The 16906-nt window shown below is 35.3% G+C and carries 14 protein-coding genes; 8 read left to right on the top strand and 6 right to left on the bottom strand.

Translation table 11 applies throughout. The features are described from left to right. Positions 1-111: 111 nt before the first annotated feature. On the bottom strand, positions 112-1098 hold the full coding sequence (locus GJE18_RS09700; RefSeq protein ID WP_060551712.1) for an acrylyl-CoA reductase family protein: 987 nt from the start codon (positions 1096-1098) through the stop codon (positions 112-114). Positions 1099-1221: 123 nt separating this feature from the next. On the opposite strand from GJE18_RS09700, the gene GJE18_RS09695 reads away from it, so the two are divergent. The 3 genes from GJE18_RS09695 (at position 1222) to GJE18_RS09685 (ending at position 4387) form a co-directional block, all read left to right on the top strand. Then, positions 1222-1737 carry a GNAT family N-acetyltransferase gene (locus GJE18_RS09695; protein ID WP_060551711.1) on the top strand — a complete coding sequence of 172 codons (516 nt, stop codon included), beginning with the start codon at positions 1222-1224 and terminating at the stop codon, positions 1735-1737. 79 nt (positions 1738-1816) lie between these two features. Next, positions 1817-2434 (top strand): hypothetical protein, encoded by a 618-nt coding sequence (locus tag GJE18_RS09690; protein ID WP_060551710.1) that lies wholly within the window; start codon positions 1817-1819, stop codon positions 2432-2434. A 351-nt stretch (positions 2435-2785) separates the two neighbouring features. Continuing rightward, positions 2786-4387 (top strand): L-lactate permease, encoded by a 1602-nt coding sequence (locus tag GJE18_RS09685; RefSeq protein WP_060551709.1) that lies wholly within the window; start codon positions 2786-2788, stop codon positions 4385-4387. A 113-nt stretch (positions 4388-4500) separates the two neighbouring features. Here the strand turns inward: GJE18_RS09685 and GJE18_RS09680 are convergent, their stop codons facing one another. Then, complete coding sequence (locus GJE18_RS09680; RefSeq protein ID WP_060551708.1) at positions 4501-5664, bottom strand: glycosyltransferase family 4 protein; 1164 nt, start codon at positions 5662-5664, stop codon at positions 4501-4503. Positions 5665-5937: 273 nt separating this feature from the next. Between GJE18_RS09680 and mqo the strand changes: the two genes are divergently transcribed. Beyond that, complete coding sequence (gene mqo, locus GJE18_RS09675) at positions 5938-7440, top strand: malate dehydrogenase (quinone) (protein WP_107368243.1); 1503 nt, start codon at positions 5938-5940, stop codon at positions 7438-7440. A 528-nt stretch (positions 7441-7968) separates the two neighbouring features. Here the strand turns inward: mqo and GJE18_RS09670 are convergent. Together GJE18_RS09670 and GJE18_RS09665 are read right to left on the bottom strand one after the other, a co-directional pair. Then, positions 7969-9342 (bottom strand): sensor histidine kinase, encoded by a 1374-nt coding sequence (locus GJE18_RS09670; RefSeq protein ID WP_060551706.1) that lies wholly within the window; start codon positions 9340-9342, stop codon positions 7969-7971. Beyond that, the gene (locus GJE18_RS09665; protein WP_107368244.1) at positions 9335-10012 is read right to left on the bottom strand and encodes a response regulator transcription factor; all 678 of its coding nucleotides are present in this window, start codon (positions 10010-10012) and stop codon (positions 9335-9337) included. The genes GJE18_RS09670 and GJE18_RS09665 overlap by 8 nt, the downstream gene beginning before the upstream one ends. A 224-nt stretch (positions 10013-10236) precedes the next feature. Between GJE18_RS09665 and GJE18_RS09660 the strand changes: the two genes are divergently transcribed. Continuing rightward, entirely contained in the window at positions 10237-11298 is a 1062-nt protein-coding gene (locus GJE18_RS09660) for an ABC transporter permease (protein ID WP_107368245.1), read from the top strand. Beyond that, positions 11298-11969 carry an ABC transporter ATP-binding protein gene (locus GJE18_RS09655; RefSeq protein ID WP_107368246.1) on the top strand — a complete coding sequence of 224 codons (672 nt, stop codon included), beginning with the start codon at positions 11298-11300 and terminating at the stop codon, positions 11967-11969. The genes GJE18_RS09660 and GJE18_RS09655 overlap by 1 nt, the downstream gene beginning before the upstream one ends. Positions 11970-12122: 153 nt before the next feature. Here the strand turns inward: GJE18_RS09655 and GJE18_RS09650 are convergent, their stop codons facing one another. Together GJE18_RS09650 and GJE18_RS09645 are read right to left on the bottom strand one after the other, a co-directional pair. Beyond that, positions 12123-13661: an AbgT family transporter gene (locus tag GJE18_RS09650; protein WP_165886141.1), complete on the bottom strand. Its 1539-nt coding sequence runs from the start codon at positions 13659-13661 to the stop codon at positions 12123-12125. Between the two features lie 76 nt (positions 13662-13737). Beyond that, a complete protein-coding gene (locus GJE18_RS09645; RefSeq protein ID WP_107368247.1) occupies positions 13738-14682 on the bottom strand; it encodes a YdcF family protein in 945 nt (314 codons plus the stop codon). A gap of 204 nt (positions 14683-14886) precedes the next feature. On the opposite strand from GJE18_RS09645, the gene GJE18_RS09640 reads away from it, so the two are divergent. Next, positions 14887-15345 (top strand): MarR family transcriptional regulator TcaR, encoded by a 459-nt coding sequence (locus GJE18_RS09640; protein ID WP_085622662.1) that lies wholly within the window; start codon positions 14887-14889, stop codon positions 15343-15345. Between the two features lie 102 nt (positions 15346-15447). Beyond that, positions 15448-16842, top strand: a complete 1395-nt coding sequence (locus GJE18_RS09635) for a membrane-associated protein TcaA (RefSeq protein WP_107368248.1) — start codon at positions 15448-15450, stop codon at positions 16840-16842. Positions 16843-16906 lie beyond the last annotated feature (64 nt).

Below are 16906 nucleotides of genomic sequence, written 5' to 3'. Positions count from 1 at the left end.
TTATAATTTTTCATTATTTGAGAATAATTTGTATTTTCTTATATCGAAATTATGACATTTGTAAATTTAAATTAAAATGGGATGTTAATTAAGTTAAACGAGCTATTTTAATTAATCCATTTTAATAACGATACGACCTTGTATATGATTATCTTTCAAGGCTTCAATATGGCTTTCGATATCTTTAAAAGGAACAACGGTTTTAATTTCATGAAGTTGTTGTGGTTTTAAATCCGTTGCTAAACGGCGCCATAACAATAGTCTACGACGCATTGGAAATTGAACAGAATCAACCCCCAATAGCTTCACACCGCGTAAAATAAATGGAAAGACTGAACTTTCAAAAGTCATGCCACTTACATTACCGCTTAACGCGACTGCACCGTGTGGTTGAATATACTTTAAACACTCTCCGACAGTGATGCCACCAACGGGATCAATAATGGCCTGCCACTGTCCTTTTTGAAGCGGTTTATCTGATAATGTATCTAAACGTCCAATGACTTCTCTTGCACCTAATGATTTTAACCAATCTGTTTTGTCATGCTGACCAGTGCTTGCAGTCACTTTATAATTCAAAGCGCTAAGCATCATAGTTGCCATTGTACCTACGCCACCAGTTGCGCCACGTACACAGACAGGACCGCCATCAGAAGTGATTTTATTATCTTCTAACAATTGAATTGAAATTGCTGCAGTAAAACCAGCGGTACCAATGATCATTGCCTCCTCTAGTGTTAAACCTTTAGGAAGTGGTACAAGCCAATCGCCTTTTACGCGAGCCATTTCACTAAATCCTCCAGCATGAGATACACCTAATTCATAGCCAGTCGCAATCACTGCATCACCGGTTTTGAAAGATGGATGTTTAGATTCTATGACTTCGCCGGCTAAATCGATGCCAGGAATCATTGGATAGTGTCGTATAATTTTGTTGTGATCTTGTGTTGCGAGCATGTCTTTATAATTTAAACTTGAATAATGTACTTTGACAATCACGTCTCCATCAGGTAAATCATCTACGGTTAACGTTTGATATTGTCCAGTGACATTACCGTTGTTTTCATCTAATACATAAGCTTTAAATGAATGTGCCATAAGCAACCCCTCTCAAAATTTTACTTTCACACTTTATCATGAGATCACATGAAAGACAATGATATTGCAACAAAGATATGTTTAGAATATAGTAATAAAAAGTAATAAATGGGGGATGGGTGTATGAATTTTCGTATTAAAAAGGTTGAGATATCTGATGTAATGGAGTTAAGGCGTGTAAGTATTGAAACTTTTGCTGAAGCGTATGCATCAGATTATGATCATGCATTGTTTAATCAATACTTTGAGGAAGAAATGTCTATAGAGAAGTTGACTGATGAAATACAAAATCCTAATTCATTTTTTTATTTTGCTATGGTCGACGAACATATTGCCGGGTATTTTAAAGTGAATATCGGTGACGCACAAACTGAAGCGTTTTCGTCTCAATATGCTGAACTCCAACGCATCTATTTATATCAAACGTATCAAGGATTAAAACTAGGTCAATATATCTTTAATTATGTTATCCAATTTGCAAAAGGATTGAACAAACGCTATTTATGGTTAGGTGTGTGGAGCGAAAACCATACCGCTATTGCATTTTATAAAAGCCAAGGATTGAAAAAAATAGGAGAACATGAATTTAAAATGGGGCATCATGTTGATGTCGATTGGACCATGGGACTGGAATTATAATATTAGTCGTATGAATCTATAAAAAAATGTTATAATAATGATGGTAGTTATTTTCGTTTGATAAAGGAGGCGCAATATCATGAAAAAGTGGTTGGCAAGTTTTATCGCACTTTCACTTGTTTTAGCAGCATGTGGCAATGACGATAGTAACACATCAAAAGAACATGAGTCATCCAAGACTGATAAGCAAACATCTCAGAATAAGAAAGATAAACCCGCTTCGGAATCATCAAAAACCAACAAAGATAATGCACAAAATAATGGTGAATCGAATTCTGGTGAGGATTCTAACGCGACTACGTCAAACACTAACGACGGTCAAGGCGATGCATCTCAAAACAATATGCCACAAAATGATAATGGTTCAACATCAAAACCTGGACGTTCATATGTTGCTCCATATCAAGGTCAAAATGTCGTACCAGTGGCACAAAACTTAGCACGTCAGTCCGTAGATACGCAACAAGCGTTAAAACAACTTCCGAATTTCCAAACTTCTTTGGATGTGGCACAACGTGAAGTGACTCGCTTAAATGGTCAACAAAATCCATATAATGATTATGCGATTCAAGGTGAAGTAGGGAATTATCATTATGTTTTTAGTTTTATTAATCAATCACAACCTGGAACGTATATGATTGTAACAGTTGATCAGACAGGACAACCGAAAATTGTAGATCCAGCTTATCGTCAGTAAGCACGCAATCTAAAGTTGTAAATTGAGCTGATTTCATCTTTATTTGAAGTCAGCTTTTTATTATATGGTTTCAGAATATTCACATACATAACGCATTTTATAATTAAGTAATAATCATATTTTTATGAGAGTAAAAGTAATTTGTTAAAAGTTAATAGATCTAAAAATTCAATAGTGTTTGATTGTTAATACAACTTTAAATGAATAGTAAATATAAGTGTAAAAGGTGATAAAAAAATTACGGCAACCTATTGAATTGTATACAAAGCAATGGTATATTTTAATTGTGAAATAATTCACATGAATAAATAAGTAATAATATAAATATAGAACAAAGGAAGATGATTTAGGATGTTAGTTCATAGTTACGATCCGTTCCAAAATCTTGCAATATCTGCATTAATTGCAAGTATCCCCATCATATTATTTTTACTCTGTTTAACATTGTTTAAAATGAAAGGGATTTATGCGGCGATGACAACATTAGCGGTTACCATCGTCATTACATTAGTAATTTTCAAACTTCCAGTAGGTATCGTAACAGGCGGTATAACTGAAGGGTTTTATCAAGGTATTTTACCAATTGGCTTTATCGTTATGATGGCCGTTTGGTTATACAAATTAACGACAGCTACAGGTCAATTTGCCATTATTCAAGATAGTATTACGGCCATTTCAGAAGACCAACGTATCCAATTGTTATTAATTGGTTTTGCGTTTAATGCCTTTTTAGAAGGTGTGGCAGGTTTTGGTGTACCAATTGCCATTTGTGCCGTTTTATTAATACAACTTGGTTTTAAACCTTTACAAGCAGCGATGCTCTGTCTAGTAGCTAACGGTGCAGCGGGTGCGTATGGTGCGATTGGTATTCCGGTAGGTGTAGTAGATACTTTAAATTTACCTGGCGGCATTACAGCATTAAGCGTATCTCAAGCGTTAAACTTAAGTTTACCTTTATTAAGTTTTGTAACACCGTTCTTATTAGTATTTATTATTGATGGCTTCAAAGGTATTAAAGAAACGTTACCTGCAATTTTAGTGATGGTGATTCCATTTGTACTATTGCAAATTATTTTCAACCAATTTTTAGGACCTGAACTTGTAGATATCATTCCACCACTTGCAGCAATGGGTGCGTTGGCATTATTCTCTAAAAAGTTCCAACCAAAAAATATTTTCAGATTAACTCAAGGTGAAGTTCTTGAGACGAGACGTCATTCATTTAAAGCAATTGCGTATGCATGGAGTCCATTTTATATTTTAACGTTTCTTGTTTTAATTTGGAGTTCAAAATTCTTTAAAGGATTGTTCCTTGAAGGTGGGGCACTCGCATTTTTAAATATTCAATTCCCAATTCCAGGAACAATGAATGATGTGACGCATAAACCAATCATGCTTACATTTAACTTAATCGCACAAACAGGTATGGCGTTATTAATCGCAGGTATTATTACAATTTTATTATCGAAAACAGTTAACTTTAAGCAAGCTTTTAGTTTGCTAGGAGAAGCATTTAAAGAATTATGGTTACCAATTTTAACGATTTGTTTTATTTTAGCAATTGCTAAGCTTACAACATATGGCGGTTTAACAAGTGCCATGGGTCAAGCGATTGCAAAAACGGGAACAATCTTCCCATTCTTATCTCCAATACTTGGATGGATTGGTGTATTTATGACTGGATCAGTTGTGAATAACAATGTGTTATTTGCACCAATTCAAGCTTCAGTCGCACCACAAGTTGGTACGAGTGGCGCATTACTTGTCGGCGCTAACACAGCAGGGGGTGCAATTGCGAAGTTAATTTCACCACAATCCATTGCAATTGCAACAGCAGCAGTTAAAGAAGTGGGTCAAGAATCAGTACTTTTAAAAATGACTTTAAAATACAGTGTAGGGCTCCTCGTCTTCTTCTGTATTTGGACACTGATTTTATCATACTTCTTAAGTTAATACACAGATTTTAAAAGCCTTCAAAACACATGGTACGCATGTGTTCTGAAGGCTTATTTTATACTGTCGCTTATTTGGATTTCGTACACTAAGTGTGTGATGTTCAGAGATCATTAAGACATTAAATCATCTACGACTTGCTTAAATTGTACATAGATACGTTCAGGAGTATAGTGTGCCACTGTATGAAACGCAGAATGGATAATAGGTTGAATTTGACGCGCGTGGCCTTTTTCTATGACTTCTAATATTTGATGTGCTAAGCGGCGCGTATCTCTAGCAGGCACTAAAAAACCGTTGTGTCCATGTGTGATTAATGATTCCGGACCGGTATTCCCATCATAACTAATCACAACGCTACCTTGATTCATGGCTTCAAGTATTGTCATACCAAAGCCCTCATTACGAGAGGGTATGACTGTGATTTTACTCATTGCGATATACGTGCTGAGTTGATTCGTCGTTGGTTGTAAGAAGATTAAGTCTTGTAAACGCGCATAACTTATATGTTGCGATAAGGCTTCTTTTTCTTTTCCATCTCCGTAAATATCTATTGTAAATCCATAATCTCTTAAGTCGTCTTGAATATGATATACAGCTTCAATTAATAAATCGAACCCTTTTTCATATTCAAAACGTCCAGCTGCAATAATTTTATTTTCTTTCATCAATTGTAATCGTTTTTCATCTAACATATTAGATACGACGTAAGTTGGTGTATCAACATAAGTTTGGTAACGTTCGCGATCCTTTTCCGTTAATGTCGTAATCGCATCTAATTTTTGGTAGTGCTTGAGGATTTCAGCACGAAAACCGTCATCATAAGCATCTAAATTCATATGTTCCATGCCAATGGTTTTTTGATTTGAATTAGCATATTGGGCAATGATTAAATTATGACTTGCACGCGTACCTACTAAAATATCGCTTTCATTATTTTGAATGGCACGAATCATCTTCTTTTCTATATAACTTGAGTATTGTTTAATGCCTGGCTCATATTGCGTCAGTAATTTCGGTTTGAGAAAAGGGGAGAATTTACGTATGCGATTTGATATTATAGGTACACTATTGCGTAGCTTGAGTTGGTAGTCGACAAGCGGTAGTACACGTACGCGAGCATCAAGCGGAAAGTAGGGTTCTGCTTTATTTCGAAATATGGATATAATTGTCACTTGATGGCCTTGACGTACAAGTTGATTTGCAAGGTTCGTAATCGTTTTTACAGTGCCACCTACCGCATAGATATTGTGCATTAGAAATGTGATAGACTTCATGACGCATCCCTCAATTTGTTTATTTGAGTTAATTATATCATGCAAAATTTCATAAGTGATAATAAAGCGTTATTAAAATGTATTGAAATACATTTAATGAGCGACGTAGCTTTTTTATTGTGCATTATAGGTATATAATATAAGTAACACGTGTTAAAATGGTCGTATTGTTAAAGATATGGATGCATATACACTGTTTTTAAGTGTTAAGTATGACAAGTGAGATGTCATTTTCAATACTTGATGATAATCAAAAAGGGGGACTGGATTGTTGTGGAAAACTTACATAACAAGACAGATGTAGTGCTGATTGGCGGAGGCATCATGAGCGCTACATTAGGTGTATTATTCAAAGAGTTACAACCAGAATGGGACATCAATGTGTTTGAAAGATTAGATCAATGTGGTAAGGAAAGTTCAAATGTATGGAACAACGCGGGGACTGGGCATTCAGCATTATGTGAATTGAATTACACAAATGAAATGCCAGATGGCACTATGGATATCAAAAAAGCCATCAAAGTGAATGAGCAATTTCAAATTTCTAAACAATTCTGGTCATATTTAGTCAAAACGAATAAACTCACAAAGCCAAGTGCGTTTATTCGCACAGTACCACATATGAGTTTTGTAACAGGGGAGAAGAATGTTACATTTTTAGAATCCCGTGTTAAAGCTCTTAAAGAAAATGTGTTATTTAGTGGTATGGATATTACTAAAAATAAAGCTACCTTAAAACAATGGATTCCTCTCATGATGGAAGGTCGTGATGATAAAGAAGTCGTCGCAGCTACACGTGATGAATCAGGAACAGACGTTAATTTCGGTGCGTTAACGAAACAACTTATGACACAGTTGCAAAACCAAGGTGGCGCCATTTATTATGAACATGAAGTTCAAACGTTAAAGCAAAATAAAGATGGGTCTTGGCGGATTCAAATTAAAGATTTAAAAGAAAATAAAACATTTACAGTTGAGTCCAAATTTGTCTTCATTGGAGCAGGTGGTGCAAGCTTACCACTGCTACAAAAAACACACCTGCCAGAGTCCAAACATATCGGTGGTTTCCCAGTGAGTGGACTATTTCTTGTATGTAAAAATCAAGATGTTGTGAATCAGCATCTAGCTAAAGTATATGGAAAGGCAAAAGTGGGGGCACCGCCTATGTCAGTGCCACATCTCGATACACGATATATAGATGGGGAACGCGCATTGTTATTCGGACCTTTCGCGGGATTTTCGCCTAAATTTTTAAAAACCGGCTCTTATTTAGATTTAATTAAATCTGTTAAACCATATAATTTAACGACAATGCTTGCTGCCGGTGCAAAAGAGATGGGATTAACAAAATATCTTATTCAACAACTCATGTTGAGTCATTCAGAACGCGTTGAAGAGCTTAGAGCATTTATTCCGAATGCAAAAGAAGAAGAATGGGAAGTAGTTGTTGCGGGTCAACGTGTTCAAGTTATAAAAGATACTGAAGACAAAGGCAAAGGGACATTACAATTTGGCACAGAAGTCATTACCTCTCAAGATGGTTCGCTTGCGGCATTACTCGGTGCATCTCCGGGTGCCTCTACAGCGGTAGCTGTGATGTTAGATATTTTACAACGTTCATTTAAAAATGAATTTCCAACATGGGAACCTAAAATTAAAGAAATGATCCCATCCTTTGGCAAAGCACTTACACATGAAATTGATTTGTTTAAGTCCATTAATCATGATATTTCACAGCAACTAAAATTGAATGAAGACGGTAGCTTACTAAGCTAAAATATGATAAATGATAAAAACGGGATGAACATATCATCCCGTTTTTATGTCTGAGGCTTGGACATAGCAGACCTGTTAATTAAAAATAAGCCAACAAAAATCATTTATACATGAACTTTGTTAGCTATTATTTATCTAAATAAATCGATTTAGTCTTAGTGATGGACACTATGATAAATTGTGATTGATTCCTTAGCCGAGACTTCTGAGGCATTTAGCCGCAACCGAAAATCCATTTTGAGAGCAACAATCTAAGACTATTGGCTTTTACAATATATAAGGCAGTAGCTGATTGGATTGCGTATGCGCTTAAAAGCTTGGCTATTGACCACCTATTCACGCATGTTCATAGGTGTACTGAAGACGTAATTCATTTCATTTCTAACGTCTTCATGCACCGGCGGGCATTACAACGAAATCAATTAGATTTCTGTAATGCTCCCTAGTTGAGGTAAGGCGCCTCTTATGTCTTAATGACTTCTAACATTGATGTCACCTGAGTGTTAGAAGGTTTTTTATTGTAAGGTGTTATGCTAAGGGTAATGTAATTGTGAATGTTGTGCCTTCTTGCGGCATACTTGCAACTTTGATTTCTCCATGATGACGTAAAATAATATCTTGTGTAATGGCTAATCCTAAGCCATTACTATCTGTATGAGAAGTAGATTTATAAAAGCGTTCGAAGATGTGTTCTTGAGCTTTTTTAGATATACCAGGGCCATCATCCGTAATAGTAAGTTGAGCATTATTATTAATCGTATTAGCCGTTAAAGTGACTTCAATCATGCCATCTTGATGTGTATATTTGATGGCGTTACGTATGACATTTTCGATGGCTTGAGTTAATAAACGTTGATTACCTTTTACTTGCAATGCTGATAAATCATGTAACAAGACGATGTTTTTTTGATCCATATTATAGGATTCATGTTTAATGATATCTAAAATCGTATCTTTTAAAGCCACGGTATCGTCAAAAGCTAAATGTTCATCGTTATCTAACTCGGAAAGGAGTAACAATTGACGTGTCAGTTGACTCAACCGGTGTGTTTCATCATAGATTTGTTGAATATATTGTGATTGTTGCGCTTTAGAGTGTTCCACTTGAAGTTGACTGAGTAAATGGTGAATATGTGTTAACGGTGTTTTGATTTCATGGGACACATTTTGAACAAAGTGTTGGCGCATATCATCTAACTGCTTTAAAGCACGACGCATGGAATCAAAGTGTTCTTGAAGCGTACCGATTTCATCATCCCGGGTTTTCGAAATAGGTGTTTTAAAATCACCATCCATCATGCGTTGCGTCGCAATTTTTAACTGTTTTACCGGTTTCACAATAGAATAGGTAGACCATATGACAAGACCAATTGAAAAGCTAACTAATAAAAGAAGTAATACAAATAAAAATATGCGGAATTCTCCGAGTGCTTGTCCAACATCTTGTCGCATAAACACTGCATATGTTTGGTTCTTGGTTTTAAATGAGGTTCCTACGGTATTTTGTGTTTCATTATCAAAAAAGCCTGTGATAATCGGATTGAAAGGTCGCTCTTTCACGCCATGATAATTCTCGCCTTGTAATACGCTATCAACTGCTGATGGCGGTAAGTTATCTTTGCGGAAAGGTTCGCCATAAAAGTGGCTATGATGAGACGAGTCATAAACTTTCAATTGGTAGTTCAAATGACCTAGGAGTTTGAAATAATCATGAAGTTCTTTGTCATTGGATGCGCGATCATATTCATGCGCATGTTGAAGCGTAGTCATTAATTTCGCATCATTTTGAGCTTTTAATTCAAAGTGATAATAAATATTACTGAGTAAGAAACTGGCTATAGAGCTAATGATCATAACTGTAAGTGTGTACAAAGCGACGCGCGTATATAGGGATTTAAGCATTGTCGGTCACCTTGTATCCGATACCACGTACAGTTTCGATTTGCACATTGGCACCTAATTTTTTTAAACGTGCTCGTAAGCGTTTAATATGTACATCTACCGTTCGCGTGTCGCCATCGTAATCAAATCCCCAAATTTTCTCGATTAATGCTTCTCTTTCAAATACTTGTTTAGGATAAGAAACGAGTAAACTCAGTAACGCAAATTCTTTATTCGGTAAAATCATGCCTTTATTATCCACTTTCACTTCAAGTTGAGTTTGATCTATTTCTAAATTTCCTAATTTTAAGTGAACGTTCGTTTGAATTTGGTATCGACGTAACACCGCTTTAATGCGAAACATAAGTTCCGAAACTTCAAATGGCTTAGTTACATAGTCATCTGTTCCAGCTAAAAACGCACGTTCTTTATCTGTTAAAGCATCTCGAGCAGTAAGCATAATGACTGGGTAGTTATAGTCATACTTCAAGAGTTGACAAAGTTCAAATCCATCCATCTCATCCATCATAATATCAACGATCGCAATATCAATATCATGTTGAGCGACATAAGCTTCAGCAGCTTCTCCGCTCGGTTGCTTCACAGCTTGATAACCCTCTTTTTCAATCCTTGAAGCAACATAGTCCAAAATCTCTGGATCATCGTCAACAATTAAACATGTTACAGCCATTGGTTTCACATCCTTTATCTTCTCTTTCTATTCTTATTATAGGTGTAATCACGTCTTGCGTAAATGAACGTTCATTTTATCAACATGTATGACATCCTTTTTAGAAACCTAGCGTGTTTAATTTCACTAACGAAAAAAATTTAGACATTTGACATTTGTTCATATTCAGTTCATAAACCCTTTTTATAATGTGGCTACAAGGTAAAGAAAAGGGGAGCTTAATTATGAAAATAGCATTAAATGAATTGAAGTTTTACAAATTCAAATATTTGCTTATCACATTTATCGTCGTGCTATTAGCGAGTATGGTGTTATTTATATCAGGACTAGCCAAAGGTTTAGCACGTGAAAATGTATCACTTATTGATCAATTTAAATCAGAACAATTTGTGATACAAAAAGATGCAGATAATCAAATCCAGCGTTCAAATATTAGTCCAGACAAACAAACAGAAATTGAAAAAATCGTGAAGACAGCACCATTTAAAGCAAGTATGGCAACAGCACAATATAAAGATGGCAATAGTGATTTATTATTTGGATCAATGCCTAAAAATGAACAACCTTCATTGAAATCAGGGGAGTATCCTCAAAACAATCATGAAGTCGCATTAAACAGTAAATTAGAAGGTGAAGGTTTAAATATCGGCGACACAATTAAAATTAAAGGTAAAGACCAGGAATTCAAAATCACAGGTTTCTTTAATCACGCGATGTATGCACATACAGATTTTGCGCTGGTTACTGAAAAAGGATTAGACCAAGTGACCGACAATCATACGCCTACATCAATGTATTTTCTTAAAGGTTTAAGTGACAAGCAAATTCAAGACTTAAAAGACATCAAAGATGTAAAAGTAGTGACTCAAAAAGACCTAACTGATGGTATTCCAAGTTATCAAGCTGAGCAAGCGCCATTAACAATGATGATCGTCAGCTTATTCGTTATTACAGCAATTGTGCTCACTGCATTTTTCTATGTCATGACCATTCAAAAAACATCTGAAATTGGTATTTTAAAAGCAATTGGTATTAAAACAGGACATTTATTAGAATCACTACTGTTCCAAATTTTATTTGTGACACTTTTAGGAGTCGGTTTTGCATTAGGTATTATTACTGCATTATCGTTAATCATGCCAGTTACCATGCCGTTCCATTTAACATCTAATTTGATGTTGATTATGGTAGTCGTATTTATAGCAGTGGCAATTATAGGCGCATTATTATCACTTGTACGTGTACTTAAAGTAGATCCGATTGAAGCGATTGGAGGCGGCAACTAATGGGTTTAAAAGTAAATAATTTAATTAAAACGTTTGGCAAAGGTGACGCGAAAACAGAGGTATTAAAAGGGATAAATTTTGAGGTTCAACCAGGGGAATTCATTATATTAAACGGCGCATCGGGTTCAGGTAAATCAACTTTATTAAGTATTATGGGTGGATTATTATCACCAACAGAAGGTCAGATGACTTTAAACGGTGAAGATTTTGGTCAGTTATCACAAAAAGCGTTAACAACGAAACGATTAAAAAATATTGGATTTATTTTTCAATCTTCGCACTTACTTCCGTATTTAAAGGTAAAACACCAGTTGATTATAGTAGGGAAAGAGGCTGGGATGGCGAAAAAAGAAGCGGAAATACGCGCGAAACAATTATTAGATGACATCGGATTAAGCCACCGTATTGATGCCTATCCGCATATGTTATCTGGAGGAGAAAAACAACGTGTTGCGATTATGCGCGCTTGGATGAACAAGCCACAGTTGTTACTTGCAGATGAACCAACAGCGAGTTTAGATGCGAAACGTGCGACAGAAGTTGTTGAAATGATTAAAGAACAAGTTCAATCCAAAGGGACAATAGGGATTATGGTAACACATGATGAACGTTTATTTGATTATGCCGATCGTATGCTTTATTTAGATGACGGCAAAATCGTATCCAAATAGAATTAGTAAGACCGATAAATAAATCAGTGACTTTCATAAATATGGAGTGAGACTGGAATCATTATGATTTCACAGTCCCACTCCTTTTTGTTGATATTGCAGTACACGTATGTAGGTAGACGCGTACATGCATGAGACATCATTATCATGACATTATTTATGATGATGTATAGGACCACCTGGACCTACTGGGATGCCAAGCAAATACCATATAATTAAAAATGCTGTCCAAAAGATGGCTAAGAAAATCGTATAAGGCATCAAACTGGCAATCAATGATCCTAATTTCATATTTTTATCGTATTTTTGTGCATAGGTGAGTAATAATGGCAGATAAGGCATCATTGGTGTGATAGGGTTTGAGATAGAATCACCAACACGATAAATCATTTGAGTAAATGCAGGATGAAATCCTAATAAAAGTAACATAGGTACAAAGATTGGTCCAAGTAATGCCCATTTCGCAGAAGCACTTCCTATAAGTAAATTAATAAGACTACTGAGAAGGATTAATCCTAAAATTAAAACGACACCATTTTGATGTTTTAATGCTTCAGCGCCTTTTACAGCAATAAAAATACCAAGGTGACTCCATGTTAAAAATGCAAGTAATTGTGCAGCAAAAAATACGATAACAATAAAATTACCCATCGCAGCCATCGACTCAGTTAACATCCGACCGATATCTTTAGAATTTCGAATCGTACCCGCTTTAATCCCATATACGCATCCAGGGATAATAAAGATTATAATGAGGATGATACCGATGCCATTCATTAAGGGTGAATCATCTATTAAACTTCCAGTTTTAGCATTTCGCAACCAACTTTTTTCGGGTAGCGCTAAAAGTGTGAGCGTGATGAGTGTGATCAAAAAGCTGATGTTTGCGAAACGAATGGCGCGTGCTTCTTTAGGTGAAATCGATGCATTATTCATTGTTTCGTCCGTGTTAAGTTGTGACGACTCATATGTTCCAAGATGTGGAATAACAATACGTTTTGTGACATACCATAAAATAGGTAATAAAAAGAATGTGCTTGCTGCAATAAAATACCAATTCATTGCAACATTCATCTTGACACTTTTATCAATTAAATGTGCAGCAGGCTCAGTAAAAGCATAAACTAATGCATCCTGTAACCCGATAAAGATATTAGCAGCAAAACCTCCTAAAGTGGCTGCATAGGCTAATGCCAACCCCGCAACTGGATGATAGCCAAGTTTAATAAATATCATGGCAACTAATGGGGGTAACACAATCGGTGCAGCATCACCAGCGATATTTCCTAACATGCCCACAAATATAATGACCGGCAAAAGCACTCTTTCAGGTGCGATAGAAACAATATGCACCATTAACTTATCAAAATAACCACTTTTTTCTGCGACGCCGATGCCAAGCATTACAGCGAGGACGATACCTAATGCTGGAAAAGTAGAAAAGTTTTTCACTGCATCATTTAAAAACATCACAACACCATCATGACTTAAAACATTTCTTACGGAAATCATTTCGCCAGTACCTGGATGTTTTACACGTGTATCAAATTGTGACACGATTGCAGTGACGACTGCTAAGAAGATACATAAGCTGAAAAATAATATAATGGGGTCAGGTAATTTATTTCCCGTTTTTTCAACAAAATTTAGAAAGCGTGTCATAAGTTTGTTTTTTTCTAATTGAGTAGACATGTCCAATCCCTCCCGTTAAATGGATTGGGTCGAGTATAACAAACTTCCAAACGTGTGAATATATATTTTTAGAAAATTATGACATTAATATGATCGTTAGAATGATATGAAAAATGACATAAATACACCATAAACTAGGATAGTGCAGGAGCAATCCACAATAATCTCGAAGCAACGCTTTTGCACGTAAAGTGATTGGTGAAGGTGCACCGTATCCTAAAAGATATAAACCATGTCGCTGTGCAATACGGAGTGCTCGTAATACGTGAAATTCACTTGTCACACACATACCATGTTTTTCTGTAAATAATGGCTTCGAAAATCTAAAGTTTTCGACGGTATTTGTAGATTGATCTTCCATTTTAATAGTATGGCATGGAACGTTGTGTTGTTTTAAATAGCGATACATTGCTAAAGCTTCAGATATTGGTTCATCAGGCCCTTGTCCGCCAGATACGATATATTTTTTGATTTGATACTGACGATATAGGGTGAGCCCGCAGTCTAAACGTGCTTTTAACATTGGTGTTACGTTTTCAGTATAGATGCCAGCACCTAACACAATTAAAGTGTCCTCGTCTTTTTGAGGTGAGCGTATTGTTAAAAGGTGCGTTAAATAGAGGTAAATCGGCCAAGTCAATAAAAATACCCATATAAAAATTTCAGAAAATTGTAATGATAATGACAGCCACCAAGGAACAATTGGCGTAATGCATTCGATGCCAAGTGATAATCCTAGTAGTGCCAACGTGTAACAGGTTATCTTTAATACAAATTGTTGGCCATGTTTTGTTTGAAGGTGCGCACGTTTTAACCATAATAAATAAAGCATCATGAGAACGATGATAGCGTATTGACGCCATTGATGAAATTGTGTAAATTGATTAAATGTGACTAAAATCATGTTTAGAATTAACAACACATTAAATAGTTCTATACGAACATTAAAATTACGTTTTGCTGAAATAATAAAAAGCAAACTTATAATGAGAGATGTTATAATAGGTGAGACGAAATACATGAGCAATGCCCTTTTACCTTTCAATTGATATTTTTAAAAGACATCTTTTGAATACAGGTATACGTTATTTTGTTGTAATAATATACCATACAGTTTTAATTGTGTATGGTTATTATACATGGTGATTTATAAATAGAGAAATAACTGAAATGGGCATCATAATAAGTGAAATAACAAAACGTACAAAGACGAGGTGGAATTAAAATGACTAAAGAGATGTCGATGCATGTCGGTTTTATGGGAGAATTTATGGTGAATTTAAATGCACTCACGGCGACGCTATTAAAAGATTTGCGCAATAAATACGGGATATCTAATGAACAATCTAGTGTTTTACTAATGTTATCTCATGACAGAGCTTTAACATTAACTGAAATTACCCTACGCCAAGGGGTGAATAAAGCGGCTGTCAGTAGACGTGTAAAAAAACTAGTCGAATTAAAACTTGTAGAGTGGGTACATTTAGAATATTCCTATGATAAACGACTGAAATATATAGCGCTCACTGAGAGTGGTGTTAATTATGTTAGAGAGTCGAGACGTATCATTGCAGATTTAGCTTCTGAAATGTTGTCAGATATTCCGATTGATCAAATTGAACAAACACGTGAAGTTTTAGAGCAAATTGATCAACGCGTAAAAGCACATCTAAAAAAAATGTAACACTTTTACCATGACCATACGCCCAATGAATGAGGCGGTAAGATTAAAAATGACGTAAAATAAGTTACACTACTAAGCGCTGTAAGGAGGTGTGAATGCAAAATGAAACAGTGTCCGCATTGTAACCATCATCAGCTTGGTGAAGACATGAGATGTACCCATTGCTATCATCAAGTTTCATTTTCTAAGCAGTCATTGAAGCATACATCGCCAAAATTAAAGACAAGAGCAGAAGCTGAACAAAGTGCCAAGCAAATTAAAATGAGGCAAATGATTCCAATTGCAATTGTTGGTTTTATTCTTATATTATTAATCATCCTATTTTTATTGTTAAGAAATTATAACTCTCCAGGAGCACAAGCAGAACTATTAGTTAACGCGATCGATAATGATGATGCTTCTAGAGTATCAACATTGCTTAGCTCTAAAGCTAATAAAGTAGGGAGAAAAGAAGCAGCAACGTATATCCAATTCATAAAAAAAGAAATTGGCATGCGTCAATTTGAAAAAAACGTCTACCATACTGTACATCAATTGGACAAAAACAGTACAGTAGCCAAATATATTAAGACAAAAGATCATATCGATGTTTTACGTATTAGTAAAAATGGGCGTCGATATTTAATATTTGATAATTTAAGTTTTCAAGCTCCTACAAAACAAGCAGAAGTCAAAGCGAATTTAGATGCGACGTATCATTTTGAAGCAGACGGCCGTCCTAAAAATGTAGTTGCTAAAAAGGGACAAACCGTCTCATTAGGAAATTACATACCAGGAGATTATGTCATCCCTGCACGTAAAGAAACAGATAGGGGTACATTTGATGGGAAATTACGATTTAATTCTAAATCGAGTCAAAATGAAGTAATGAAAGTCACTGAAGATTTTGAAACGGCACAAGTCGATATCAACCTTAAAAATACAGCAGGGTTAAATCAGGAGAAAACAGTGATTATAAATGGAGAAAGATTACCTTATACGAGTGAACAAGGTTTCGGACCTTTTCCAGTTAATAAGGACTTAACGATTCAAGCAGAAGGTAAAAGTCATGGTAAAACGTTTAAAACGGAAGAGAAAGTCATCAAGAAAAATGACCTTAAAACGGTGAATGCGGTAACATTGTCTTTTGATGAATCAGAAATTGAGGAACATAATAAAGATCAGGAAGATAATATTTTAAATAAAATTGATGATTTTTTTAAATCATACACAGGAACCTTAGATGAAGTAAATGATTCACATTCACCCAAAGGTTTGTCTAAATTTGTTTTAGAAGATAGTCCATTTTACGATAACTTAGTGTCAGATATCAAAAATCATCGTATTTCTACAATTAAATCTTCTAATATAATGAATGTCAGTCGAAATGGGCAATTTTATTCTGTAATTGTTCAAAATGAGGATAATAAAGGACGCAATGAACAAGGGCATTATTTGTTAAAAGGTAACGATGACGGAGAACAATTAAAAATTGTTAACTATGAACGTTATCAATAATCCGAGCTTTACCCTTTTCACAATCGACATAAGTGTATTTTTAAATTAGCCTTCAAAGTTTATC

The sequence above is a fragment of the Staphylococcus agnetis genome, assembly GCF_011466855.1.
Taxonomy (GTDB): Bacteria; Bacillota; Bacilli; order Staphylococcales; family Staphylococcaceae; genus Staphylococcus; species Staphylococcus agnetis.
Note: the sequence above shows the minus strand (reverse complement) of the source record. Positions and strands in the feature narration are given on the sequence as shown.

What these genes read in the sequence shown, in the direction of transcription:
- GJE18_RS09695 (WP_060551711.1), top strand. Translation starts at nt 1,222, where the DNA reads ATGAATTTTCGTATTAAAAAGGTTGAGATATCTGATGTAATGGAGTTA.
- GJE18_RS09665 (WP_107368244.1), bottom strand. Translation starts at nt 10,012, where the DNA reads ATGGCTGTAACATGTTTAATTGTTGACGATGATCCAGAGATTTTGGAC.
- GJE18_RS09670 (WP_060551706.1), bottom strand. Translation starts at nt 9,342, where the DNA reads ATGCTTAAATCCCTATATACGCGCGTCGCTTTGTACACACTTACAGTT.
- GJE18_RS09640 (WP_085622662.1), top strand. Translation starts at nt 14,887, where the DNA reads ATGACTAAAGAGATGTCGATGCATGTCGGTTTTATGGGAGAATTTATG.
- GJE18_RS09645 (WP_107368247.1), bottom strand. Translation starts at nt 14,682, where the DNA reads ATGTATTTCGTCTCACCTATTATAACATCTCTCATTATAAGTTTGCTT.
- GJE18_RS09650 (WP_165886141.1), bottom strand. Translation starts at nt 13,661, where the DNA reads ATGTCTACTCAATTAGAAAAAAACAAACTTATGACACGCTTTCTAAAT.
- GJE18_RS09635 (WP_107368248.1), top strand. Translation starts at nt 15,448, where the DNA reads ATGAAACAGTGTCCGCATTGTAACCATCATCAGCTTGGTGAAGACATG.
- GJE18_RS09660 (WP_107368245.1), top strand. Translation starts at nt 10,237, where the DNA reads ATGAAAATAGCATTAAATGAATTGAAGTTTTACAAATTCAAATATTTG.
- GJE18_RS09680 (WP_060551708.1), bottom strand. Translation starts at nt 5,664, where the DNA reads ATGAAGTCTATCACATTTCTAATGCACAATATCTATGCGGTAGGTGGC.
- GJE18_RS09685 (WP_060551709.1), top strand. Translation starts at nt 2,786, where the DNA reads ATGTTAGTTCATAGTTACGATCCGTTCCAAAATCTTGCAATATCTGCA.
- GJE18_RS09690 (WP_060551710.1), top strand. Translation starts at nt 1,817, where the DNA reads ATGAAAAAGTGGTTGGCAAGTTTTATCGCACTTTCACTTGTTTTAGCA.
- GJE18_RS09655 (WP_107368246.1), top strand. Translation starts at nt 11,298, where the DNA reads ATGGGTTTAAAAGTAAATAATTTAATTAAAACGTTTGGCAAAGGTGAC.
- GJE18_RS09700 (WP_060551712.1), bottom strand. Translation starts at nt 1,098, where the DNA reads ATGGCACATTCATTTAAAGCTTATGTATTAGATGAAAACAACGGTAAT.